Source organism: Xanthomonas sp. NCPPB 1638 (assembly GCF_041475635.2).
Classification (GTDB): Bacteria; Pseudomonadota; Gammaproteobacteria; order Xanthomonadales; family Xanthomonadaceae; genus Xanthomonas; species Xanthomonas cucurbitae.
This window is the reverse complement of the sequence record NZ_CM192984.1, coordinates 2,813,142-2,836,844: the sequence shown is the minus strand read 5'-3', so window position 1 is coordinate 2,836,844 and position 23,703 is coordinate 2,813,142. Positions and strand designations below refer to the sequence as shown.

At 61.5% G+C, this 23,703-nt stretch carries 21 protein-coding genes and 1 pseudogene; 4 read left to right on the top strand and 18 right to left on the bottom strand.

The features are described 5' to 3' along the window. Positions 1-472: 472 nt before the first annotated feature. From ACCQ13_RS12145 to tnpA, 6 genes are all read right to left on the bottom strand, one after another. Positions 473-2,485, bottom strand: coding sequence for a M13 family metallopeptidase (locus ACCQ13_RS12145; protein ID WP_159407244.1), 2,013 nt, complete (start codon positions 2,483-2,485; stop codon positions 473-475). Positions 2,486-2,655: 170 nt separating this feature from the next. Beyond that, complete coding sequence (locus ACCQ13_RS12140) at positions 2,656-4,755, bottom strand: M13 family metallopeptidase (protein WP_159407243.1); 2,100 nt, start codon at positions 4,753-4,755, stop codon at positions 2,656-2,658. Positions 4,756-5,129: 374 nt separating this feature from the next. Beyond that, complete coding sequence (locus ACCQ13_RS12135; protein ID WP_167527007.1) at positions 5,130-7,232, bottom strand: M13 family metallopeptidase; 2,103 nt, start codon at positions 7,230-7,232, stop codon at positions 5,130-5,132. A 70-nt stretch (positions 7,233-7,302) separates the two neighbouring features. Continuing rightward, the gene (tnpC, locus tag ACCQ13_RS12130; RefSeq protein WP_159406550.1) at positions 7,303-8,883 is read right to left on the bottom strand and encodes an IS66 family transposase; all 1,581 of its coding nucleotides are present in this window, start codon (positions 8,881-8,883) and stop codon (positions 7,303-7,305) included. A 20-nt stretch (positions 8,884-8,903) separates the two neighbouring features. Continuing rightward, positions 8,904-9,245: an IS66 family insertion sequence element accessory protein TnpB gene (gene tnpB, locus ACCQ13_RS12125; RefSeq protein WP_104605767.1), complete on the bottom strand. Its 342-nt coding sequence runs from the start codon at positions 9,243-9,245 to the stop codon at positions 8,904-8,906. Beyond that, positions 9,239-9,538 carry an IS66 family insertion sequence element accessory protein TnpA gene (gene tnpA / locus ACCQ13_RS12120; protein WP_146090374.1) on the bottom strand — a complete coding sequence of 100 codons (300 nt, stop codon included), beginning with the start codon at positions 9,536-9,538 and terminating at the stop codon, positions 9,239-9,241. Before tnpA ends, tnpB begins: the two co-directional genes overlap by 7 nt. A gap of 81 nt (positions 9,539-9,619) precedes the next feature. On the opposite strand from tnpA, the pseudogene ACCQ13_RS12115 reads away from it, so the two are divergent. The 4 genes and pseudogenes from ACCQ13_RS12115 to ACCQ13_RS12100 form a co-directional block, all read left to right on the top strand. Continuing rightward, positions 9,620-10,261: pseudogene (locus tag ACCQ13_RS12115) on the top strand (transposase); the annotation flags it as partial. Between the two features lie 255 nt (positions 10,262-10,516). Beyond that, complete coding sequence (locus tag ACCQ13_RS12110; RefSeq protein WP_372372104.1) at positions 10,517-11,050, top strand: hypothetical protein; 534 nt, start codon at positions 10,517-10,519, stop codon at positions 11,048-11,050. A gap of 42 nt (positions 11,051-11,092) precedes the next feature. Continuing rightward, positions 11,093-12,478 (top strand): IS701 family transposase, encoded by a 1,386-nt coding sequence (locus ACCQ13_RS12105; RefSeq protein WP_223214363.1) that lies wholly within the window; start codon positions 11,093-11,095, stop codon positions 12,476-12,478. Positions 12,479-12,531: 53 nt separating this feature from the next. Beyond that, positions 12,532-12,882, top strand: coding sequence for a hypothetical protein (locus ACCQ13_RS12100; protein ID WP_159407241.1), 351 nt, complete (start codon positions 12,532-12,534; stop codon positions 12,880-12,882). A gap of 103 nt (positions 12,883-12,985) precedes the next feature. Here the strand turns inward: ACCQ13_RS12100 and ACCQ13_RS12095 are convergent, their stop codons facing one another. The 12 genes from ACCQ13_RS12095 to ACCQ13_RS12040 all read right to left on the bottom strand — a co-directional run bounded on the left by ACCQ13_RS12095 (position 12,986) and on the right by ACCQ13_RS12040 (position 23,703). Beyond that, positions 12,986-14,203 carry an FkbM family methyltransferase gene (locus ACCQ13_RS12095; RefSeq protein WP_159407240.1) on the bottom strand — a complete coding sequence of 406 codons (1,218 nt, stop codon included), beginning with the start codon at positions 14,201-14,203 and terminating at the stop codon, positions 12,986-12,988. A 182-nt stretch (positions 14,204-14,385) separates the two neighbouring features. Further along, positions 14,386-15,327: a hypothetical protein gene (locus ACCQ13_RS12090; RefSeq protein WP_223214321.1), complete on the bottom strand. Its 942-nt coding sequence runs from the start codon at positions 15,325-15,327 to the stop codon at positions 14,386-14,388. Between the two features lie 31 nt (positions 15,328-15,358). After that, the gene (locus ACCQ13_RS12085; protein ID WP_159407239.1) at positions 15,359-15,982 is read right to left on the bottom strand and encodes an LbetaH domain-containing protein; all 624 of its coding nucleotides are present in this window, start codon (positions 15,980-15,982) and stop codon (positions 15,359-15,361) included. Further along, a complete protein-coding gene (locus ACCQ13_RS12080; RefSeq protein WP_159407238.1) occupies positions 15,972-17,117 on the bottom strand; it encodes an aromatic ring-hydroxylating oxygenase subunit alpha in 1,146 nt (381 codons plus the stop codon). The genes ACCQ13_RS12085 and ACCQ13_RS12080 overlap by 11 nt, the downstream gene beginning before the upstream one ends. Before the next feature lie 3 nt (positions 17,118-17,120). Continuing rightward, positions 17,121-17,771, bottom strand: a complete 651-nt coding sequence (locus tag ACCQ13_RS12075; protein ID WP_159407237.1) for an acetyltransferase — start codon at positions 17,769-17,771, stop codon at positions 17,121-17,123. Further along, positions 17,771-18,523 (bottom strand): SDR family NAD(P)-dependent oxidoreductase, encoded by a 753-nt coding sequence (locus ACCQ13_RS12070; protein WP_159407236.1) that lies wholly within the window; start codon positions 18,521-18,523, stop codon positions 17,771-17,773. The genes ACCQ13_RS12075 and ACCQ13_RS12070 overlap by 1 nt, the downstream gene beginning before the upstream one ends. After that, positions 18,520-19,293, bottom strand: coding sequence for an SDR family NAD(P)-dependent oxidoreductase (locus ACCQ13_RS12065; protein ID WP_159407235.1), 774 nt, complete (start codon positions 19,291-19,293; stop codon positions 18,520-18,522). Before ACCQ13_RS12065 ends, ACCQ13_RS12070 begins: the two co-directional genes overlap by 4 nt. After that, entirely contained in the window at positions 19,290-20,330 is a 1,041-nt protein-coding gene (locus ACCQ13_RS12060; protein ID WP_159407234.1) for a ketoacyl-ACP synthase III, read from the bottom strand. Before ACCQ13_RS12060 ends, ACCQ13_RS12065 begins: the two co-directional genes overlap by 4 nt. 5 nt (positions 20,331-20,335) lie before the next feature. Next, on the bottom strand, positions 20,336-20,560 hold the full coding sequence (locus ACCQ13_RS12055; RefSeq protein ID WP_104603725.1) for an acyl carrier protein: 225 nt from the start codon (positions 20,558-20,560) through the stop codon (positions 20,336-20,338). Between the two features lie 64 nt (positions 20,561-20,624). Next, positions 20,625-21,734, bottom strand: a complete 1,110-nt coding sequence (locus ACCQ13_RS12050; RefSeq protein WP_104603724.1) for a DegT/DnrJ/EryC1/StrS family aminotransferase — start codon at positions 21,732-21,734, stop codon at positions 20,625-20,627. A gap of 120 nt (positions 21,735-21,854) precedes the next feature. Next, positions 21,855-23,327: a sigma-54 dependent transcriptional regulator gene (locus ACCQ13_RS12045; protein WP_159407233.1), complete on the bottom strand. Its 1,473-nt coding sequence runs from the start codon at positions 23,325-23,327 to the stop codon at positions 21,855-21,857. Continuing rightward, positions 23,320-23,703 (bottom strand): response regulator, encoded by a 384-nt coding sequence (locus ACCQ13_RS12040; protein ID WP_016904817.1) that lies wholly within the window; start codon positions 23,701-23,703, stop codon positions 23,320-23,322. The genes ACCQ13_RS12045 and ACCQ13_RS12040 overlap by 8 nt, the downstream gene beginning before the upstream one ends.

Here is a 23,703-nt window from a genome sequence, read left to right as displayed (position 1 = left end):
ACAGGTTGGTTGTGCTGTGTCGGGTAGAGGGGCAATGCGCGATCTGCGCATTGTTGATTGACCATGATCCTCGTAGGAGCGGACCTGGACGCGATGGGGCGTTCTCTGTAATGCCTTCGCGGCCTGGGTCGCTCCTACAGGTTGGTTGTGCTGTGTCGGGTAGAGGGGCAATGCGCGATCTGCGCATTGTTGATTGACCATGATCCCGTAGGAGCGGACCTGGCCGCGACAGGGCGTTCTCGGTAGTGCCCTCGCGGCCGGGGCCGCTCCTACAGGTTGGTCGTGCTGTGTTGGGTAGAGGGGCAATGCGCGATCTGCGCATTGCTGATTGACCATGCCCCCGTAGGAGCGGACCTGGCCGCGACGGGGCGTTCTCGATGATGCCCCCGGAGGCGAGGGGCGCCGGGCAGGCAGCGGCACAAAAAAAGAGCGCGGATTCCGCGCTCTTTTTCAATGCCATCGGGCGGGTGGCTCAGCGCCAGAGCTTGATCTGGTCCGCGTCCACGCGCTGCATCGGCTGGCCGGCCTTGCAGCTGAAGGCTGCACCGAATTCCGGCAGGTTGGACAGCGGGCCGTTGGTGCGCCACTGGCCGGGTGCGCGGATGTCGGCGCTGGCGCGCTGCACCGCTTCGTTCGGCGACAGCTGCTGCGCCCACAGGCCGGCCCAGGCGGTGAAGAACGCCTGCTTGTCGGCCTCGGTGGCTGCCGGCTGCGCCTTGCTGAAGGCCTGCCAGGCCAGTTCGACGCCGGCCAGGTCGGCCAGGTTCTCTTCGGCCGTCTGCGCGCCATTGACCTTGGCATTGGGCACGCCCGGATACGGATAGGCGGCGAACTGGTTGGCCACCTTGCCGGTCAGCTGGATCCAGCCCGCCTTTTCGGCCGGCGTCCACCAGCTGCGCAGTTCGCCCTTGGCATCGACCAGCGCGCCCTTGGCATCGATGGCACGGGTGAGTTCGTGCGCCACCAGCGCGCCGTAGGCGCCGTACTGCGCGGCCGGGGTGCTGCCGGCAGTCAGTACCGGCGCCTGCAGGACGGCGGCGGTGACGATCAGGCGGTTCTGTGCAATGTCGTAGGCCACGGCCGGCTGCTGCGGCAGCACGTCCCAGCGCCGGTCGGCGTTGCCCTTGCCGATGCGCTTCATTTCCTCGCGGTGACGCCAGGTCGAGGCGATCAGCATGTTGCTGCCGAAGCTGCCGCGGCCCATCGGCTGTACGGTGTAGTCCAGGTCGCGGCGCGGTGCGCCGACTTCGATCTTCATCGCGGCCAGCTTGGCCTTGGCTTCGGCCACCGCTTCGCCGTTGCCCCAGCCGGTGCGCTCCAATGCTGCCAGCTGCGCGTCGCGGACCTCGCCAGCGATGCTTTCAGCCTGGCGTCGGGCATCGCTGCTCAGGTAGCGCGCCACGTATTCGCGGCCGAGCATCGGGCCGGCTGCCACGTTGATCGCGTCCAGCACCTGCTGCCAACGCTGCGGCGGCATTGCATCGCCACGCAGCAGGCGACCGCGGAACTGGTACTCGGCGTCGTGGAAGCTCTTGGACAGGTACGGCGCCATGGCATCGCCCACGCGCCAGCGCAGGTAGGCCTTCCACTGGTCCGGCTTGATGCTCACGATCATGCTGTCGAGCTGCTTGAACATGGCCGGGTCGGCCATGGACACCAGGTCGTCCTTGACGCCCTGTGCTTCCAGGAAGTCAGCCAGGCGCAGGTTCTTGTACTGCTTGCTCAGCTCCTTGGTGGCGATCGGGGCGTAGTTGTTGAACGGATTGTTGATGCCCTGCACCGACTGCGCGCTACGTGCCAGCGCGGTCTCGATCTGCAGCACCGAGGCGGCATCGGCATCGAGCTTGTCGGCGGCGGTGCCGGTGAGCGCCAGGATCTGCTTGACGTAGGCGCGGTAGCGGCCCATCAGCGCCTGGGTGTCGGCATCGGTGCGGGTGTAGAAGGCCGGATCGGGCAGGCCCATGCCGCCCTGCATGAAGTAGCCGATATGGCGGTCCAGCGCCTTCAGGTCCACGTCCGGGCCAAAGTTGAAGCCGACCGGGATGCCGACCTGGTGCAGTGCGGCGATCGAGGCGGGCACATCCTTGGCCTTCTTGATCGCGTCGATGCGCGACAGCAGCGGGGCGATCGGGTTGGAGCCGTCCTTCTCCACTGCCGCTTCGTCCAGGCCGCTGGCCCAGAAATCGCCAAGCAGCTTCTGCACATTGCCCTGCGGAGCCTTCATCGACGCATCCAGCAACTCGCGCTGCTGCTGCAGGGCACGCTCGGACAGCTGGCCCAGCGCGGTGACGGCGCCGGCCTGCGGGACCGGGTTGGCCTTGAGCCAGCCGGCGTTGGCGTAATCGTAGAAATTGGTGCAGGCGGCGGACACGGCCGGAGCCTTGGGGGCGGCCTTCTTCTTGCGAGCGGCGTCGGCGTCGGGGGCGGACAGCAGCGAGATCAGGCTGAAGCCGAGAGCGAGGGCAAGCGGGCGAATGGTGGGCATCGAGAAGAAGGGTGGCCAGATTGAAGTCGCCGGAGTTTAGCAAGGCTGGGGGCCATGCAGGCAGGCCGCCACGTCCGTTCGTCCGTGTCCTGCGGCGCTGGCATGAACGCGACAGGCCCGCAGATGCGGGCCTGTGTGCAACGCGCGGTGGTGCAAGCGCTTGCCGCCGCTTACCAGATCACCACGCGGTCCTTGTCCGGGCGCACCATCGCATCGCCAGGCTTGCAGGAAAAGGCTGCGGCGAACTGCGGCATGTTGGACGGGGAGGCGATTGCGCGCAGTTTGCTGGGCGAATGCGGATCGGAAGCCAGATTGACCAGTTCCTGCTGCTCGCGGATCTGCCCGCGCCAATTGCGCGCAAAGCCGAGGAAAAACCGTTGTTCCGGGCGGTAGCCATCGATGGCCTGAGCGCGCTCGGGATGCGTACGCAGCGCGGTCTGCAATGCGTCGTAGGCAATGTTGATGCCGCCCAGATCGGCGATATTTTCGCCCAGGGTGAGCTTGCCGTTGACGTGCAGGGTTGGATGGTTCGGCAGTGGCACATAGGCATCGAATTGCTTGACCAGTAGATCCGTGCGCGCTTCGAAGGCCTTGCGATCCTGCGGTGTCCACCAATTGACATTGTTGCCGGCGCCATCGAACTGACTGCCCTGATCGTCGAAGCCATGCGAGGCTTCATGGCCGATGACAGCGCCGATCGCGCCGTAGTTCAACGCATCATCGGCATTGGGATCGAAGAAGGGCGGTTGCAGGATGCCGGCCGGGAAATTGATCGTATTGGTAGTGGGGTCGTAATACGCGTTGACGGTCTGAGGCGTCATCGACCAGCGCTTGCGGTCGGTGGGCTTGCCGATCTGTGCAATATCGTAGCGGTAGTTGAACTTGTCTGCGGCCTGCAGGTTGCGGTAATACGCGCCGGGCACGATCTCCAGCCCGGACCAGTCGCGCCAGGTGTCCGGGTAACCGATCTTGGGCAGGAATGTTTCCCATTTTGCCAACGCTTTGGTCTTGGTCTGCTCGCTCATCCAGTCGACATGTTCGATCCGCGTCTTGAGTGCGGCACGGATGTTGTCCACCAGTTCGGCGGCGCGTTGTTTGGTGTCCGGCGTGAACACCTTGGCGACATACAGTTGCCCCAGGCCTTCGCCCATGGCCCCGTTGACCGCGCTGAGGACGCGCTTCCAGCGCGGCCGTTGTTCGGGCTGTCCGGACAGCGTCTTGCCATAAAAGGCGAAGCTATTATCGACGAACGCGCTGCTGAGCCATTTAGACGCGGCATTGATGGTGTGGAAGCGCAGGTATGCCTGCCACTGGGCCACCGATGCGCCGGCCAGCTGCTGGTCGAATGCCGCAAAAAAGCGGGGTTGCGACAACGAGAAACCAGGGCCGACCTCCACCCCTTGCGCGGCAAAGAATCTTGTCCACGAAAAGTGCGGCGTCAGTTTGTCGGCATCGGCAACGCTGACGAAGTGATATTGATTCTTGGGTAGGCGGGCCTCGGTCGGCGTAAGCGATGCAGCGGCCAGGCGCGATTCGAGCGCCATGACATCGTTGGCCTGGCGCTTGGCCGTCTCGGCATCGCTTCCGGTCAGTTCGAACGATCTGGCGATATAGGCAAGATAGGCCGCGCGGATCGGAGCGTATTGTGCAGCGGTGTAATAGTCCTTGGTCGGCAGGCCCAGGCCACCTTCCTGGGCGAACGCGATCTGCTGCCCGGCATGACGGAAATCGGCGCCAGCACCGAAATCGAACACCATTCCGTCGCCTTCTGCGTGACGCTTGGTGATGTACTCGGCGACCTCGCTGCTGGAGTTGAGCGCTGCAATCGCCTCCAGCTGGGGACGGATCGGCTGGTCACCCGCCGCTTCGATGGCGGTTTCGTCCATGCCCGATGCGTAGAGCAAACCCAGCTTGTGGGTAAGGGGATCGGCCTGCTTGTCTGCCTGCGTTGCTGCCGCTTCGACAATCTGTCGCTGTGTGACCAGGCTGTTTTCCACAAGTTCGTTGAAGATGCCCCAACTGGTCTGGTCGGGCGGGATCGGATTGGCTTTGGCCCACTTGGCGTTGACGAATGTATCCAGGTTCGTGCAGGCGCTCGATGCGGTATCCAGCTCGTCGATATCGAAGGCCGGCTTGGATGGGGTGGCGTGCGCAGCAGGCGCTGGCGCTTGCGTGGTCTTCGGTACGCTGCTGTCATCGGATGCGCGCTTGCAGCCGGCCAGGGTGACCAGCAGGGCAAGGGCGAGGGTCGAAGTCTTGATGGCGGACATGGCGAAAAGGCGCAGGAGGGAAGCAGCGAGGATAGGCGGGCGCTACCATGTCGACATACACGCTTGAGCTTTGTTGAGACTTGTATTCAAGGTGGTGATGGTCAGGCCGCAGAGGCGCTGATGACACGACGTCGAAGAGCGAAGGACGCGGTGGGGTGGCGGGCTCTGACGTTGCAATCGATGGTTTTAGGTGGAAGTAATGCGCGTCGGCGTGCGTGGCGCCTGCTGCGGCAAGGTGCGGTCCACGCACGGCGCAGAACGTAGATCCGCCGCTTGAGAGCCCGGCGCGCGACGTGGTTCGCATGACGCTTCATCGCTGCAAAAAAAGGCGGCGATCTCTCGATCGCCGCCCCCCGTTTGCACTTGGCGCGCAATTACCAGATCACGACCTGCTGGTCGCCCTGGCGCACCATTGCATCGCCCGGCTTGCACGAGAACGCGGCGGCGAAGGCCGGCATGTTCGACGGTGCACCGATGGCGCGGAAGTTGGCCGGCGCATGCGGGTCGGTCTTCAGGCGCACCACCAGTTCTTCCGGGGTGAAGTTGCGGCGCCACACCGTGGCCCAGTTGAGGAAGAAGCGCTGGTCGCGGGTAATGCCGTCGGTCTTGGGATCGTCCTTGCCAGCGGTGGCAGTCTTCATCGCGTCGTAGGCGGTGTTGAGGCCGCCCAGGTCGGCGATGTTCTCGCCCAGCGTCAGGTCGCCCTTGACCTTGTCGCCTGCTGGCGTGCGGTAGCTGTCGAACTGCGCCACCAGCTTGCCGGTGCGGGCCTTGAACGCGTCCAGGTCCTTCTGCGTCCACCAGCCCGGATCGGGGATGAAGTTGCCATCGGCACCGAAGCGGCTGCCCTGGTCATCGTAGCCGTGGGTCATCTCATGGCCGATCACCGCACCGATCCCGCCGTAGTTCATTTCCTCCGGTGCATCCGGGTCGAAGAACGGCGGCTGCAGGATGGCGGCCGGGAACACGATCTCGTTCTGCAGCGGGTTGTAATAGGCGTTGACCGTCTGCGGGCTCATGCCCCATTCGGTCTTGTCCACCGGCTTGCCGATCTTGGACAGGTTCCACTTGTAGTTGAACTCCTGCGCGGCTCGCACGTTGCCCAGATAGCTGTCGCGGCCAGTGCTCAAGCCGTTCCAGTCGCGCCATTTTTCCGGGTAGCCGATCTTGGGCGTGAAGCTCTCCCACTTGGCGATCGCCTTGGCCTTGGTCTCCGGGCTCATCCAGTCCAGCTTTTCGATGCGGGCCTTCAGCGCGGTGCGCAGATTGGTGACCAGGGTTTCCATCTTGGCCTTGGAATCAGCCGGGAAGGCGACCTTGACGTACATCTGGCCCAGGGTTTCGCCGGCCTGGCCGTTGATGGTGGCCAGCACGCGCTTCCAGCGCGGCTTGATTTCCTTCTGCCCGCGCATGGTCTTGTTGTAGAACGCGAAGCTCTCATCCACGAACGGCTGGCTCAGGAACGGCGAAGCGCCATCGACGGCGTGGAAGCGCAGGTAGGCGCGCCAGATGGCCGGGTCGGTGTCGGCGATCATCTTGCTCACTTCCTGGTGGAAGGCCGGGATCGCCAGCGAGAACATCTCCGGCGGAGTGACGCCCTGCGATTTGAAGAACTCGGTCCATGACCAATTCGGCGTCAGCTTGTCGGCCTCGGCCGGGCTGACCGGGTTGTAGGCCAGCTTGGTGTCGCGCGACAGTTCGGTGCTGGTCTTGGAGACCTTGGCCAAGCGGGTTTCGAATGTCACCACCTGCTTGGCCTGCGCGGCGGCATCGGCTGCGGCCACGCCGGAAAGCTCCAGTACCTTGGCGATATGCGCCTGGTAGGCCTCCAGCTTGACCTTGTTGCCGGCGCTGGTGTAGTACTCCGGATCCGGCAGACCCAGCCCGCCCTGCATGGCGTAGGCGATGTTCTGGCTGGACTTCTTGTAGTCCGCCTCGGCGCCGAAGCTGAAGAGTTCGTTGCTGCCCTTGGCAGCGCTGCTGCGCAGGTAGTCCACCAGCTTGGCCTGATCGCTGATCGCGTCGATGGCGGCCAGTTCCGGCTTCAGCGGCTCGATGCCCTGGGCATTGATCTTGGCCTCGTCCATGCCGGTAGACCATAGGTCGCCGACGATCTTTTCCACGCCGGTGGCGCCGGTGTCGGCGGCGGCCTGTTCGACCAGCTGGTGCTGGATCGCGTTGGAGCGCTCGTCGAGCATCTCGAATGCACCCCAGCTGGTGCGATCGCCCGGCACCGGGTTGGCGGCCAGGAACTTGGCATTGGCGTAGGCATTGAGATCGGTACAGGCGCTGCCGTTGGGGTCCAGATCGGCCGCGGTGAAGCGGTTTACCGCCGGCAGCTTGCTCTGGTCCAGGGTCAGGGTCTTGGCGGCTGCCGGGGTGGTGGCCGCGGCGTCGCCCGCAGCGGCCGCAGGCGCGGCGTCTTCCGGCTTCTTGCAACCGCTCAGCGCGGCAGCCACGGCCAGGGTCAGCGTCAATAGATGAGGTGTTCGGATCACAAAGGCTCCAGGAGCGTAAGCGTCCGCCAACCTCACCTACCCCGAAACCTCACTCCGTGCGCAACGGCAGCAATTGATCGATGTCCCGATCCAAGGTCGTCGGCAGCCGCGCCAGGGTGTCATGCAGCCAGGCATGCGGTTCGATACCGTTGGCCTTGGCGGTGGCCAGTAGGCTCATGATCGCCGCCGCGCGCCTGCCCGCCTGCGCTGAGCCGGCAAACAGCCAATTCTTGCGTCCCAGCGCCACCGGACGAATCGCGTTTTCGATCAGGTTGTTGTCGATCGGGTAACGTCCGTCCTGGACATAACGCGTCAGCGCGTCCCATCGCTTGAGCGTATAGGCCAGTGCACGCGCGGTGCCGCTGTTGCCCATCACCGTCTGCTGCAACTCCAACAACCAGCAGTTCAGCCGCGATAGCACCGGCACGGCGTGTTCTTGTCGGTAAGCCAGACGCTCATCGGGCTTCAGCGCGCTGGCTGCCGCTTCGATGGTGTAAAGCACGCCGATGCGCGCGATCGCTTCAGCCGCAATCGCGCTGCCGCTGGCCGCATGCTGCTCATGCCACTTGCGCCGGGCGTGGGCCCAACACCCCAGCTCCGTGACACCCTGCGCAAAGCTGGCTTTATAGCCGCTGTAGTCGTCCACCATCAGTGCGCCGCGCCACTTCCCAAGGAAATCGCGTGCGTGCTGGCCGCTGCGGCTGGTCTGGAACTGGAATACCACCATCGGTGGATCGGCGCCCGGGTGGTGGGCGGTGGCATACGCAAACAGATACGCACGCTTGGAGGAGCCTGCTGTTGGATCCAGCAGCTGCACCGGGGTTTCATCGGCATGCAGCACCGATTGCTGCTGCATCCGCACCGCCAGGCGGTCGGCCAACGGTTGCAGCGCCACGCCGATGGCGCCGATCCACTCGGCCATCGTGCTACGCGACAAGGCAACGCCGCTGCGTGCATAAATGGCTTCCTGCCGATACAGCGGCAAGTGATCGACATACTTTGCGACAGCGACCTGGGCCAGCAGGCTGGCATCGGCCTGGCCGCGCTCGATGATCGCCGCCGCCACCGGCTCGGCGACGATCAGCTCACAGCGACGGCAGCAATACTGCGGGTACACATCGCGCTTGACGTAGAACTCCAGCGGCTTGCAGGCCAGACGCTCGCTGACATGCTCGCCGATGGCCACCAGCGCGCTGTTGCACTGCGGGCAGTTGCAGTTGGCCGGCTCGTGCCGAGTTTCTACACGCTCAAGATGCTCGGGTAACGGCTTGCGCCCGGCGTTTGCTGCACGCCGACGCTTCTGGGTCACCGCTGCGGTCTCGCCCTCGGCCTGGAGCGCGGCCAACTGCGCTTCCACTGCGGCGATATCGGCGGCCATGGTGTCTTCGAACAGCTGGCGCTGGTCCGGGTCCATGCGCTCGGTCTTGGCCGAGAATTGCAGCCGGCGCAGGCGGGCGATCTCGGCGGTGAGCGCGGCGATCTGCGCATCGCGCAGGGTGATGGTGCGTTCGCGCGTATCGATCAACGCCTGCTGGCGTTCAATGGTGGTCTGCGCGGTCGCAAGCAAGGCGCGTGCAGCCTGGCGCAGCGCATGTGGATCATCAATCGTATCGAGGGCGGACAGGTCCATGTCCGCCACGATGCCATGGGTTACAGCTGCCGCACACCTGCCATTGGTGCAATGGACAATCGCTGCCAGTCCACGCCTGCACACAGCCAGGCCCACTGCTCAGCGCTCAAGGTCCACGCGGTATCGCCCACACGCGGCCAGATGAAGTGTCCCTGATGCAGCCGGCGCGCGCACAGCCAGACACCATGACGATCAACGCACAGCACCTTGAGGCGGCTACGCGCGCGATTGACGACGACGTAGGCCTCGCCCTCGGCCACGGGGCGATCCAGCAGTGACTGCATCTGCAGCAAGAGCCGGTCCATGCCACAGCGCAGATCCACCGGGGCGGTGACAAGATGCCACGCCGACACGCTCAGCATGCACCAAGCTCGCGCAGCAGACGCGCAAGCCAGCCCGGATCACCGGCCGCCACGCTGAGGCTGATGCCACCGGCGAGACGGATCTCCACGCTGGTCGTGGGAACGGCGGGGGTGATGTGCAGCGGTAGTGTGGCTGGAAGTGCTGCAGGCGCTGCGGACGCTGCAAGTTTGCCGCGCCAGTAGGTGAAGCTGCTCAACGAGACACTGTGCTCGCGGCACCACGCCGATGGCGTGGCGCCGCTGGCGGACCAGGCAGCAATGCGGTGGGACCAATCATCGTGCTTTGAAGACATCGGGGAGATCCGTTGGGAAGAACGCGATATCCCAACGGGCTGCTGGCTGCTTGTATAGGTGAGGTTGGCGGACGCTTACGGTCATGGGATATCACTTATCTGCCCTCGACGGTGAAAGGCCAGTTCTTCAAGCTGTATATGATCCTGGACGTCTACAGTCGCAAGATCGTGGGCTGGGAGGTCCACCACGAGGAGCTGGCCATCCACGCATCGGTGCTGATCGGGAAAGCCTGCATGCGAGAGCAGGTGGCGCGCGACACGCTGGTACTGCACGCTGACAATGGCGGCCCGATGAAAGCGGCAACGATGCTGGCCACCTTGCAGAGCCTTCATGTGACCCCGTCCTTCAGCCGTCCACGGGTGAGTGACGACAACCCTTACTCAGAGGCGCTGTTCCGCACGCTGAAGTACGCGCCGGCATATCCGAGCAGGCCGTTTACCGACATCACCTGCGCGCGCAGTTGGGTGGCGGGCTTCGTGGACTGGTACAACAACGAGCACCGCCACAGTGGCATCCGATTCGTGACGCCGCACGAGCGCCATGAGCGACGCGACCAGGCCATCCTGGCCGCACGCGCGGACGTGTACCGGGAGGCCGCCATGCGTCATCCAAGCCGCTGGCGCGGACGCGCCACGCGTAACTGGACGCCTGTCGGCGCGGTGTGGCTGAACCCGGATAACGACGATAGAAAAGCACCCGATGAAATGAAGTTCGCAGCATGAAATAGCGGACAACTATGTTGACAATCACCGGCTGCGCCGATGCCGATCCTCAAATGAGGGCTGGCTCTCAATAATCGATTGATGCCAATGCTAAGTTAATGAGACTGCTAACCGCTGCTGGGGTGTTCAAGGTCAAGACAATATCCACTATTGGAAGGGTTATTAATTCAATAAAATCCTGTTTCATCACAATAGTTTTCAGGTAATTTTGGATTTTATATAATTCTCAATTATTTATTTAAGGAGATTCATATCATGTCGGATGCAATTTTAGGTGCAAATATTTATGTGAAGCGTGGGACGCGCGCGCAGTTTGATGCTGCTGCTACGGCTGGCGAGCTTGCTGCCAGCGAGCCTTATTTCATTAGTGATGAAGGCCGGTTCGCGATGGGGACTAGCGCGAATAGCTACGCCACTTACGCCATTGCCTTGACTCAAGATTTGTCTTTGTACGTTTCCAATACGGGCAGTGATTCCAATGATGGGTTAAGCGCTGCGACGGCATTTCAGACAATTCAACGTGCTGTAAACGTGGTGCGAACACGCTATTCGTTATGCAATTATACTGTAATTATCAATGTCGCGGACGGAACTTACGTAGAAAATGTCGTAATGGGCAGCGTGACAGGTGGCATCGTGAGGTTTGTAGGTAGTACGTCTGCTATTTGGCGCAACACCGTAGGCTACCTGCTTACAATGAATGAGGGTGGCGCGGTTCAAGTATCTGGTTTCACTTTAGGTGGTGGGAGTACCGTAAACGGCATCCTGATTAGTCCTACTGTGTCATAAAAATGTTATTCTGCAGGCAATCCACACCGTGCTGAGATGAACATGGCCGCAGTCAGTCACCAAGCGCGTTTTTCCGCCTATTTGGATGACCTATCCGCTGCGCTTGGTCATGCTGATCGCGCGGCGAGCTTACACGGTTATTGCCGAGGATTGATGCTGCCGTTGGAGCGCAAAAGCGTAGAGCCGCTGGCGGCGCATGTGGATCCGCTGCGGACACGGGCTCGGCATCAGGCGTTGCACCATTTCGTGGCCAAGTCGGACTGGTCCGATGCGGCGGTGCTGGAGCGCGTCCGTCAGTACGTCTCATCGCATATGGATTTGAAGGGCGAGGTGTACTGGATCGTGGACGACACGGGTTTTCGCAAGAAGGGCAAGCATTCGGTCGGTGTGACCCGACAGTACTGCGGGGAGATCGGCAAACAGGACAACTGCCAGGTGGCGGTGAGCGTCTCGCTGGCGACGCCTGCGGCGAGCGTGCCGATGGCCTTTGGGCTGTATCTTCCTGAGGCTTGGGCGGCCGATGCGGCGAAGCGGGAGAAGGCAGGTGTTCCGGAAGAGATCGCGTTCGCCACCAAGCCAGAGATAGCGCTGGCGCAGATGCAGGCCGCGTGTGCTGCAGGTGTCGTCCGCGGCACCGTGTTGGCCGATGCAGCTTATGGCAGCAATACGGCTTGGCGTGATGCGCTGACTGCCTTGGAACTGACTTATGCAGTGGGGATTGTTTCGAGCGTCAAGGTCTGGCCGCCGGGGCAAACGCCCGAGCCGCCCGCGCCTTGGAAGGGGCAGGGCCGTCCTGCGATTCGCCATCGCCGCACGGCGGATCGCCAGCCACAGTCGGTGGAGGCACTGGCGCAGTCCCTGCCTCGGCGTGCCTTCCGGACGGTGTCATGGCGGGAAGGCAGCAACGCACCGTTGTCCGGACGCTTTGCGGCCCTGCGCGTGCGTGCCGCGCAGGGAGATCGTTTGCGTCAGGAGGAGTGGTTGTTGATCGAATGGCCCGAAAACGAAGACAAGCCAACGCGCTACTTCCTCTCCAACTTGCCGGCAAGCACGCTCCGCAAGGATCTGGTGAATACGGTCAAAGCGCGCTGGCGGGTTGAACGCGATTATCAGGACCTGAAGCAGGAGTTTGGTCTGGATCACTACGAAGGGCGCGGTTGGCGGGGGTTTCATCATCACGCCACGCTATGCATTGCTGCTTACGGGTTTCTGGTTGCTGAGCGCTTGCGCGGGGCGCATCAAAAAAAACCGTCACAACGCCCGCAACCTGCCCTACCCGAAGATTACAGCCCGCGCGGGGCGACCGATGCGGGCTCAGCGCCATGTAGTGGACTCGATCGCGACGCTGCGCTGGACAATCGCCGTAGAAATCGCAGTGACACTACTTGGAACGATGTCTCCGCACCTTCGCATTTAATGACACAGTAGGATTAGAAATAGAGCGTTGTGCAGTTTCCTGGGGGGGGCACGTGTTTGCAGCGATGACCGGTTTCCAAATCGTCGCAATTGCCAATGGTGTCTGTTACGTCAACGGAAACTACAGTATCACTGGAGGTGGCATTTACCACTATGGGGTATACGATGGTGGTCAACTGATTATTGGTAGTGTCACCGTTACACTGACAGGTACACCGGCTTTTGCTGCGTTTACTAACGTGGGCCGCGTTGGTAGCATAAATGGTGGCGATAACGTGTTTACATTCTCCGGAGCAGCCACCGGTCAGCGGTATCAAATTTACACAAATGGGGTGATTTGGGTTAACGGAAAAGGTCCAAATGTCTTTCCAGGAAACGCGGCGGGGATGGTTTTTGCCGGCGGTACTTATTACTGATGTCAGAATCTGTGAAAGCTGTTCGTTCGGTGCGACCATGGTCCACCACTGATCCCAGTGGTGGGTCATGGTCGTGAGTCCACTCATTTTAGGTGGCTGACAGTCAATAGAAATACAGGCATGTGTCCCAGCGATCTTGCGTGTGGTGGCGCAGGCCGATCTTGTAATCCGGATTCAAAGAGAGCGCCAAATCGCTGAGATCCAGCAAATCGGTGGACCTGTGATAGGCAGAGATTGCCATTTTGGGCTTGCACAGTTTGATCGTCTTTTCCGCACCCCTCAGAGCCCCTAGTTCCGACCCTTCGATGTCCATTTTGATAAACGTGGGCACATCGTCGATAATGTTGTCGATAGGGCGCACGTCGATCATGTCTGTGGGCTCGTAATACTCATCCGATGGCCTGATGAAGCCGCCGTGCCCACCCTCGTGCTTAAATGGAACCTTGGTTTCTGTCTCGCCTACGCCGCAGCGATGCAGGCTGATTTTGGATTTTAACGGCGTGCCTTCATAGCGGCGCAGCACATTATTTAGTGTGCCTATATTAATGCGGTCAGGTTCGATCATCCACGAGCGTGAGAATTGACCTTTGGTGACGTTGATGAGGCCGGTGAGGGATTCGCCAATAGAGGCGCCGCAATCCACCATCTTTTCAGAGTCGCTGAATCGCAGTAGGCCAGAGCGGAAATACAAGCTGCTGTAGGGACGTTCAACTTCGTGATAGTACTCCGGTTCACAGGTTAGGTGGAAGCTCAGGACGGAAAACAGGGTTTGTGCGGAGTAATCATCGCGAAAACGCTTTGCCAAGCGCTGAAATCTGGCAACGTTTCGCACGATTTCTTGCCCCCAGTCGTCCACCCTGTAATCAACCCGCCCTTGCAAGCCAAAGGCGCGAACGGTCTGTTCAAAATTAAGGTGGGGAATGCCGTGCTGTCGGCATACTTGATCAAAAAAACGCTTAGTGCTGTCACGTCGGCATGTGTTGAAGGCAATGATGTTTCCGGACTTGGCCAGCTCTACGAATTTGTCCGTAGAGATGATCGGTGTGCCGTAATGCAGGGAGCCGGAGTGATAGTGAAAGTCGTCCACAGTGGCGATTACGTTGCAAGGCCCATCGCCTTTCAGACTCAGTAAGTAAGCGCCGAAACCTCCAGTTCCGAGGACGATCATCTTGGTGTCATTGCCGTGCTTAGCAATGAGATGGCGAACGTCCTCGGGAATGCCGAACATTGGGTCATCAATCAGACCCTGGGCAGCAAGAAGAAAATTTTCTTCCATTAACTGGGGATCGATGTTCATTTTCATCTGGATATCTGTTCGCATGATTGGTTCCTTGGTTTTGTTCGCTAAACGCCAATCGAATTTTCGTAACGCAGGTCGAAGTAATGCTTGGCGGCAGCGTGCTTCCGCTCGATGTAAACGGATTTGCAGTCGCTCCCGACGATTCTGACCCATTGGAAGGGGCGTCAGCGCGGGTCGGCATCGGCCATGGCAATAGCCTGCGCTTAGCGCAAGTACCGGCGTAGGTCATCCCAGTCCAGCAGGTCGGTGGCTACACCGCGCGCGGCCAGTAGCTCTGAGTACTGCTGCAAATCGTAGGACAACGCGTTCCGCAGCGAGTCGAACTTCGGCGCGTCAAAGTCGGGCTCCTGCTCATCAAAGGGTAGGTCGCGGCTGGAGAAACCAAACTTTACGTCATCCGTCTCAGGTACCTCGCCGATCAGCCTCGAGAGGAACTTCACCCGGTTTGTCTCCTCCTTCAGCTTGTCGAGTGAGACCAGAATCAGGTCTTCTGGTCGGTATCGATCAAGAAAGCTCTTGATGACGACGTAGTAGAAGCTTGCCAACATCACGGACAGGAACGGGAAGCTCCGGCGAGTCATCAGGAAAGCTGCTTCGTAGTCCAGCCGGTTTGCGAAGTCTCCCTGTCGGAGTCTATCGATCTCTGCATCGAAATGACGCTCGACGTAACCAGAGGAAACCCGAGGAAACATGCGTAGGTGAAGTTCCTTCTGTTCCTGGTAGGAAGTGGACGCGGTGATCTTTGCCAGTCGCGTCCCATCCCTGGCCGTTGTGGTTCCAGAGGTTTTCAGGTAACTCTTGGAAAGCGCAAGTGCCTCGCTGTCCTGAAGGGCATTGATCTTCTTCATGCGGTAGGAACTCCAGGTCTGCTTGAAGGGATTGCGCAGGCATAGCACGATTCGGGTGTTGTGTTCGGGTAGCCGCGAGATCGCATAGGGGCTGAGGGAATAGCCGGTGCTGGCATCCAGCCACGGCAGTTGCGCCGGTGCGGGCAGTGGTGGCTGCGTGCCGGGAATCAGGTAGCCGTGCGGTTCCTTGATGTCCTCGACCAGATACTGTGCGATCCCGTTTCCAGCCAGCCAGCCAGCTAGAGGGGTGGTCCCGCATTTCTCCATGCCGGCGAGGAATATGTAGTCAGTTTTCATTACGCAACAGGCGTGCCGCCCGGCTCCTTCGTTACTGTCCGTAGACCAGGATGGATTCGTCATAGCGGGTGTCGTACACCGTGCGGTTGGGCAGGTCACGGTCATACAGCCGTGGCCAGCCCAGTTCGCAGTGGCGGCCGACCCGGACGCCAGGGCCGACCACCGCTCCCATACGCAGGATGGCGTGCGCGCCGATCTCGGTGCCGTGGCCGATGCTGACGCCGATGTCGCACCAGCATGACGGGCGCAGATGCACACCAGCGCCGATCTTGACCCCGCTATGCAGCACAGTGTTGTAGTCGATACGGCTGCCCGCGCCAACCACCACGCCGTCGCCGATGAAACAGTTGCGGCCAATCACCGCATCGGCAGCGACTACGGCTGAAGTGCTCACGAAAGGCTCCAGGCTAAAGCCACGTGCCATCGTCAGCTGCATCAGCTCCATGCGTTTGAAATTACCGAAGCGTTCGTCGAAAGCCACGAACATGGCCCCGTCGGCCGGACTCAGTCCATCCAGCACGCCAAGATCGAACTCGTGTTCGGAATCTTGTGTTACCTCGATCCTGATGACGTTCTCTTCCTGGCACGCCTGCTTCCAGGCGTGAAAGGCCAGGTCGAGGTAGTCGCTGCTGCCGATGATCCACCTAGATTTCATGTTCGGTTTCCATCAGCTGCGTGTACCAGCGTTCGACCAGGCGATTCATCGATTCGTAGGCACCCTGGGTGGGTAGCGGAGCGTCTGTGTGCAATGCCGCCTGCACACGCTCCATGATGTCCACGTCTTCGCCTACTACTACCTTACTGCCGTGCATCTGTGCCAATAGCACTTGGCTGGAAGCACCGTAAGGCTGTTTCTTGCGTGCGCTAAACCAATAGATTTCCAGATCGGTCCGGTCAGGAGCGATGGGGATGTGGTGTTCCAACGTGAAAGAGTAACCGCCATTGGAACTGGCGATATGCATATTTGGGAAGGCCAACCAGTTGAAGTAAGCGTCCTGCGTGCCCCAGCGTTCCACTTTGTCGTGCCAGCCAAAGTGTTGAAGGTTGGGGAGGGGGGCTTCCGGGCCGCCGAAACTGAAGCGGCGCATCTCGCGCCTCAAGGCAGCGGGCGAGCTGTCTTGCAACGCTTCCATGGATTCCTCGGCTTGTTCTCTGTTTACTTCGGCTAAGAAGCTGACAGTCTTGGCCAAAGTCTTGGGGTGGACGAAGCGCGGGTGATTGGCATCCCGAAGATTTTCGTAAGCGAGCTTCCAGTTGTACCGGCCACGCCATGTGGTCACCATGACCTCGGTGTCATAGGCGCTGGAGCTACTTTCCAGCAAGGCAATGAAGTCAGGCGAAAACTGCTCCTCGATGGGCATTGGATTGGGATCGAGGTTGACGAACAGCAGGTTGCCGATGGCGCGCAATGAGAATTCACGCAGCTTCAACTTGTCCTTTTCGCTATTTTCCAGGCGGTAAATCGCATCGCAGTCCGGGATATTCTTTACCCGGCCTTGTTCGTCGTAACTCCAGGCATGGTAGGGGCACACAAGAGGCCGGCAACCGATAGCACCGGTTTGAATCAATGCACTGCGGTGAAGGCAGACGTTCTCAAATGCACGGATTTTGCCGTGGAAGTTCTGGATTACCAGGGGAATGCCCGCGATCTTGCGGGTGATGAAGCAGTTGTTCTCCCGCAGCAGCGTCTTGAGCCCTGCAAACAACCAAACACGACGGAAAATCTTGCGCTGCTCGCGCTCAAAGATCTCTTGCAACAGGTAGTACCTGGGATGCATCCGGGAGCGCATGGATCAGTCTGTCGGTATGTTTTTGTGGAACACAATTTTGGCCGGATTGCCGAACACCGTGGCGCCGGCCGGTACGTCTTTCAGAACGACCGCGCCGGCTCCGATGACCGCGCCGTCGCCGACCTTGACGCCTGGCATCAGGGTGGCGCGTGGGTGCACGGTGACGAAGTCGCCAATCTGCACACCGCCGCCCATGAACGTCATTGCGCCAACGTGCACGTAGTCACCGATGCGAACGTCATGCCCAAGCATGCTCTGGGCATGGATGGTGACAAAATCGCCGATGCGCACGTCCGGCCCGGAATGGACCATTAGGCCAAAGAAACAGCCCTGGCCAAAATGCACCCGCCTGCCCAGGCGGACGTCAGTACAGATTGGAATGAACCGCCCGCCTTTTGCGAGGATCGGCAGAGCGTAGCGGTGGCGGTCGTAGGGGTTGCCCATCGCACAGACGAATACATCGTCAGGCTGTGGCAGGTAGCTCATCGGATCGCCGACGATCGGAGTGTCGACATCGTAGCTGTCCAGGATATCGGCGCGGCTGTCCAGGAACCCGCCGATCAGCCAGTCCTTGCCATGCCCGGCATCGCCACGCATTTGCTCCAGGACTTCGCGGCCCCAGCCGCTGGCGCCGATAATGAGTACGCGGTCCATCAGAGCACCGCTCCGCCGTCCATGACCAAACTGGTGCCGGTGACCCAACGACTGGCGTCGGACAGCAGGTAGACCGCGGCGTTGGCGACATCTTGCGGCGTGCCCAGGCCCAGTGGATGGCGCGCGCGTTGCTGGTTCAGCATTTCGTTGAGTCCGTCGTCCTCACCCCAAAGACGCGGAGTGGGCACCGCCGATGGTGAAATCCCATTGACTCTCACGCGGTGCTTCGCCTGTTCCAACGCTAGGCACCGGATGATGCCTAACAGGCCGGACTTCATTGCCGAGTACGGCCCCACGCCGCGTGTACCGATATGCGCGGAGGTGGAGAGCATGAACACGATGGAGCCTTGAGCATTAATGGAATTGGCTTGCAGCAGACGCTGCGTGAGCATGACCGGTGCCAGGAAATGAACCTCGTACATGCGTGTCATCAGTTCTTCCTTCAACTGGCGGATCGGCGACAGCATCTGCCCCCCGAAGCAGTGCACGACGCCGTCGATGCGCTGGCTGGCTTGCACCAGCCGCTCCCGGTCCTCCGAAACAGTCAGGTCGGCTTGCACCTGCACATGCTCGTCGCCGGCCAGTTGCGCATGGGTGTGCTGGAGACGCTCGGGATCGCGGCCGCTGATGACCAGGCGCGCGCCGCGCCGTGCGCAGGTCAGTGCGATTTCCTGGCCAAGTCCGGACGATGCGCCGGTGACCAGGATGGTCTTGCCAGTCAGGAAAAAAGCGTTGCGAGTCGGATTGCTCATGCGTAGATGTCCATCGGCACGGTCAGGCCACCATCTACGAGGAAGTAGTTGCGGGTGACCCAGCGGCTTGCGTCGGACAGATAAAACACCGCCGCATACGCCACGTCGTCCGGTTCACCCAGTCCCAGCGGGGTTAGTTTGGCGTGCTCGTCGATGTTGCCGCCGCTCTGGTTGAGGCACTCGAGCATCGGCGTGCGCACGTAGCCAGGCACGATGCAGTTGGCGCGGATACCGTGCTTTGCCACTTCCAGTGCCAGAGTACGCATTGCGCCTAGCAGGGCTCCCTTGCTGGCCGAGTAGGCGGCGGTGGCCACAGGACCGATGTGCGAGCCCACCGCTGAGATAAACAGGATCGAGCCTTTGGCATTGATGCGCTTTTTCGCCAGCAGGCCGCGCGTCAGTAGCAGCGGTGCATAGACATTGCTGGCGAAGGTCTCGTCCAGATGCGCGCGGTTGATCATCCGGAATGGTGCTAGCCGGGCGATGCCGGCCGCGTGTGCGACACCATCCAGGACACTGACCGAAGCCGCGAGATGGTCGATGTCCTCTTGCTTGTCCAGGTTGGCGATCACTTGCTCGTGCCCTGTGCCTTCGAGTGTGGCGAAGGTCTCGGCCAGACGGGCCTCGTTGCGACCACTGATGACCAGTTGCGCGCCCATCTCCGCACAGCTCAGTGCGATCTGCCGGCCGATTCCTGAGGAAGCACCAGTGACCAGGATGCGTTTACCCTGCAACGAGAACGGGTCGTTCGGATCGAGGGCGGTAGTCACGACTCTATCAACTCCGGTAGCACCGCGCCTTCGATATCAATCAGGCAGGTACCCCACGACAACCCGATCCCGAAGCCTGAAAGAAGTACACGCTTGGGGCCGGATTCCAACTCCTTGTTGATCCGCGCGGTCATGGTGACTGGCAACGATGCACCGCTGGTGTTGCCGAAGTCGCGCAGCGTGGAGGGCACCTTTTCCACCGGAAGGCCAAGCTTCTTGCGAATGGTCTCGTTGATCATCCGGTTGGCCTGGTGGAACACGAAATAATCGATGTCGTCCTTGCTTACACCGGCATACGCGATCAATTTTTCAACTGCGGGAGGAATGCGCTGAGTCGAGAAGCTGAGCACGGCGGTGCCATCGAGTTGCAGATCGGTGGCCTGGTGCCAGCGATCCTTCTCGTTTTCACGATAAGGTATCAGGTGCTGAATGGTGACTGGTTCACGTTGCCCCCCCACCGGCAGGATGATGGCCTTGTAGCCGCTCCCATCGCTGTTGAGGTCGAAATACATCGGTGCTGCGTTCTGGTCGAACTCCAGTGCCGTGGCGGTACCGGAGTCGGAGAAGATAGGGTCTTCCAGATTGGCACTGCGGTCACCTACCAGCAGCAGACCTTTCTTGACGCCGCCGGCGGCGATCATCGAGCCGAGCAGGTTGATGCCGAACGGGTAGGCCGAGCAGCCCAGGTTGACGTCGAAGGCCACCGTGGCATGCGACAGGCCAAGCCTGTCCTGCAGGATGATGGCAGTGGCCGGGATCGGATAATCCGGCGACTGGGTCACCACGATCAGCGCATCGATTTCCTCGCGCTTCCATTGCAGGCGTTCCAGCAGCACTTCGGTCGCATCGAAGGCCATGTCCGAGAAGCACTGCCATTCCGAAGCCATGCGGCGTGTTTCAATCCCGATGTTGCGCACCAGGCGCTCGCGTTCGGAGCGGATCTGCGGCCGGCAATCGGTGAGATTGGACACGACCCGCTTCGGCACGCAGGTCGCCATGCCGGCAAAGCGAACATTGTGCAGCGTGGAGGTCGGCATGGTGCTTACGCCTCGGTCAGTTTGTAGAGATCGCCCACGGTGACGGCGGCACTGAGATCTTCGCCGGTGATGGTCTTGCCGTATTCCATGTCGAACATGACGATCACGCCCAGCGCCGCCAGCGAATCCCATTCCGGCAATTCCAGCAGCACGGTGTCCAGCGTGACCTCCACCGGTTCCTGGAAGTCGGTGGCGGAGAGGAAGTTCTCGATAAATGTTGCCTGGGTCATGCGATCTCGCCTGGTTGCCTGTTGAAGATGCGGGAGTCTGAGAACACGGTGCAGCGTGGTGCGGTCATGTGGCCTGTGCGCCGGCGATCAGGTCGGCGATGGTATCGACCTGATCGGCACTCAGGCCGGGAAAGATGGGTAAGCACAATACCTGCGCGGCGACCGAGCGCGCCACCGGTAGCCATGCCGGCGCGGAGGAGGGCAGCGCACGATACATCGGAAAATCGCTGATGAGCGGATAGAAGTACCGTCTTACCAGGATGTCGTGTTCGCGCATCACCCGATACAGCGCATCGCGCGACAGCGGGTAGTCGTCCTGTACCAGGATCGGGAAATAGGCGTAGTTGGCGCTGGACTGCGCCGAGCGCGCAACGCAGTGGATGCCGCGCACCTGGCCAAGCCGCTGCCGGTACTGTGCATCGATGGCACCGCGCTGCGCGATGGCCTGGTCGATGTGCTTGAGCTGCAGCAGGCCGAAGGCCGCGCTGATCTCGTTCATCTTGCCATTGATGCCCGGTGCCACCACCGTGGTTTCGTCCACGAAGCCGAAGTTCTTCAAATGGCCGATGCGCTGGTAGGTCTTTTCGTCCGGGCAGACGATCGCGCCACCTTCGAAGGTGTTGAACACCTTGGTGGCATGGAAGCTCAGCACGCTCAGGTCGCCGTGGCGCAGGATCGAGCCGCCGTCATCGCGCACTCCGAAGGCATGCGCGGCGTCGTAGATGACCTTGAGGTTGTAGATGTCGGCGATGCGGGTGATGGCGCTGGTGTCGCAGGCGGTGCCGTAGCAATGCACCGGCATGATGGCGGTGGTCTGCGGGGTGATGGCTGCTTCGATCTTGGACGGGTCCATGTTGAGCGTCACCGGGTCGATGTCCACGAATACCGGGGTGATGCTCTTCCACAGCAGCGAGTGCGCGGTGGCCACGAACGAATAGGGCGTGGTGATGACTTCGCCGGTGATGCGCAAGGCCTGCAGGGCGGTAATCAGTGCGGTGGTGCCATTGGTCAGCAGCGCCAGATGCGGCACCCCCAGGTAATCGCACAACGCCCTCTCAAGCGCGTGATGCATCTCGCCGCCGTTGCTGACGATGCGGCTGCTCCAGATCCGCTCCAGGTAGGGCAGGAATTCTTCCAGCGGCGGCAGCAGCGGACTGGTGACGGGGATGGGCATCAATGCCTCGCTGGTGCGGGTGGAAGTCGGGGTTGCGTCGCAGCCGGAGGCTGCGTCACGCACTGCACTTGCCGAAGCAAGCGCCATGCCAGCAATCGAGCACCTGACGCGCTGATGCGCTCAGTTCGCCAGCTCGGTCTGCTCGCGGTCGATGCCGTACTTGCGCAGCTTTTCCACCAGGGTGGTACGGCGCAATCCTAGAAGCTGCGCCGCGTGGGCAACTACGCCCTGGGTGCGCTCCAACGCCTCGTTGATGAGCGCCAGCTCGATGGTGGCCATGTGGCCGCGCAGATCGATGCCATCGTCGGGCAGGCTGCCTGCCGGCGCGGGCTCGGCGTCTGCAACGGGTTGCAGCGTCACCACATTACCGGGCAGCTGGCTGGGCTCTGCCGGTCCGGCCAGCGTCTGTGCCAGCTCGACCGGAACGGCGGTGGCGAAATCGCCGCGGTACCGTGCCGGCAGGTCCTGCACGCGCACCAGCCCGCCGGGGTGCAGCACCGCCAGGCGCTCCACCAGGTTGGTCAGCTCGCGCACGTTGCCGGGCCAGTCGTAGCTGCGCAGCGCCTGCAATGCTTCATCGGCGAAGCGCACCTCGCCGCGGCCGGTGCGTGCCAGCTGGCCGGCAATGGTCTGCACCAGGATGGCCAGGTCGTCCACGCGCTCGCGCAGGGCGGGCATCTCGATCGGGAACACGTTGAGGCGGTAGAACAAGTCCTCGCGGAACTGGCCGTCGCTGATGCGGGCTTCCAGGTTGCGGTGGGTGGCGGCAATGACGCGCACGTTGCAGCGAATGGTCTGGCCGCCACCGACGCGCTCGAAGCTGCGCTCCTGCAGCACGCGCAGCAGTTTCACCTGCATCGGCAGGCTCATGTCGCCGATCTCGTCCAACAGCAGGGTGCCGCCTTCCGCCATCTCGAAGCGGCCCTTGCGCGCACTCAAGGCGCCGGTGAACGCGCCTTTCTCGTGGCCGAAGAGTTCGCTTTCCAGCAGGTCAGGCGGGATCGCGCCGCAGTTGATGGCCACGAACGGCCCGTCGCGGCGCGGCGAGTGTTGATGGATGGCGCGCGCGACCACTTCCTTGCCGGTGCCGGACTCACCCAGCACCAGCACGGTGGTATCGAACGCGGCCACCTGGTCGATCAAGCGGCGCAAGCGGGTCACCGCCTCGCTATTGCCGGTGGGGCCGCTATCTTGCTGCACGCCGGCCTGGTGTTCGGCATCCAGGCGCTTGAGGCTGGCACGGCGCAGCAAGGCTTCCAGTTGCGCATGCCGCAGGGGGGTGTCCAGCGCCCACACATTGGCCTCGTGCAGGCCGTGGGCCTGGGCGAATGCGCTCGGGCTGCCTTCCATCAGCAGCACGGGTGGCTGCAGCTTGGCATCGGCCAGCCAGTCGAAGAACTTGTCGGCCTGGTCGGCATCCTGTGCCGAGCCCACCATCACCGCCATCCATTCGTCGTGGCGATGCCGGCCGGGATTGATGTCGGCGCCATCGGTGACCCAGCGCGGATTGAAGTCCATGAATTCGAGCAGCGAGACGGTGCGCTCGGCGCGCACGGCGTCGCTGTCGATCAGCAGAATGCGGGACTCACTCATTCCTGGCTCCTTCCGTCAGGCCCTCCAGGATTGGCATGACTTCCTGGATGTAGGACAGCTTGCTGACGAAATTGTCAGCACCCGCGCGTAGAGCGTGTTCACGATGCTCGGCGTCGTCGAAATGGCTTGCGATGACAATATACGGTGGATCGTCCTGCGTCTTGATGAGCCGGGTCGCCTGCAGGCCGCCCATCTCCGGCATGGCTAGGTCCATCAGCACCACGTTGGGGCGCAGCGACTCAGAGCGCTCGATCGCTTCCAGTCCATTGGCGGCACTGCCCACGATGTCCAGCCACTCCACCTTGCGAAAATGACGCATCGCAGCGTTGATGAAGCCCTCGTGGTCGTCGACCAGCAGCACGGTGAGTTTGCTCAT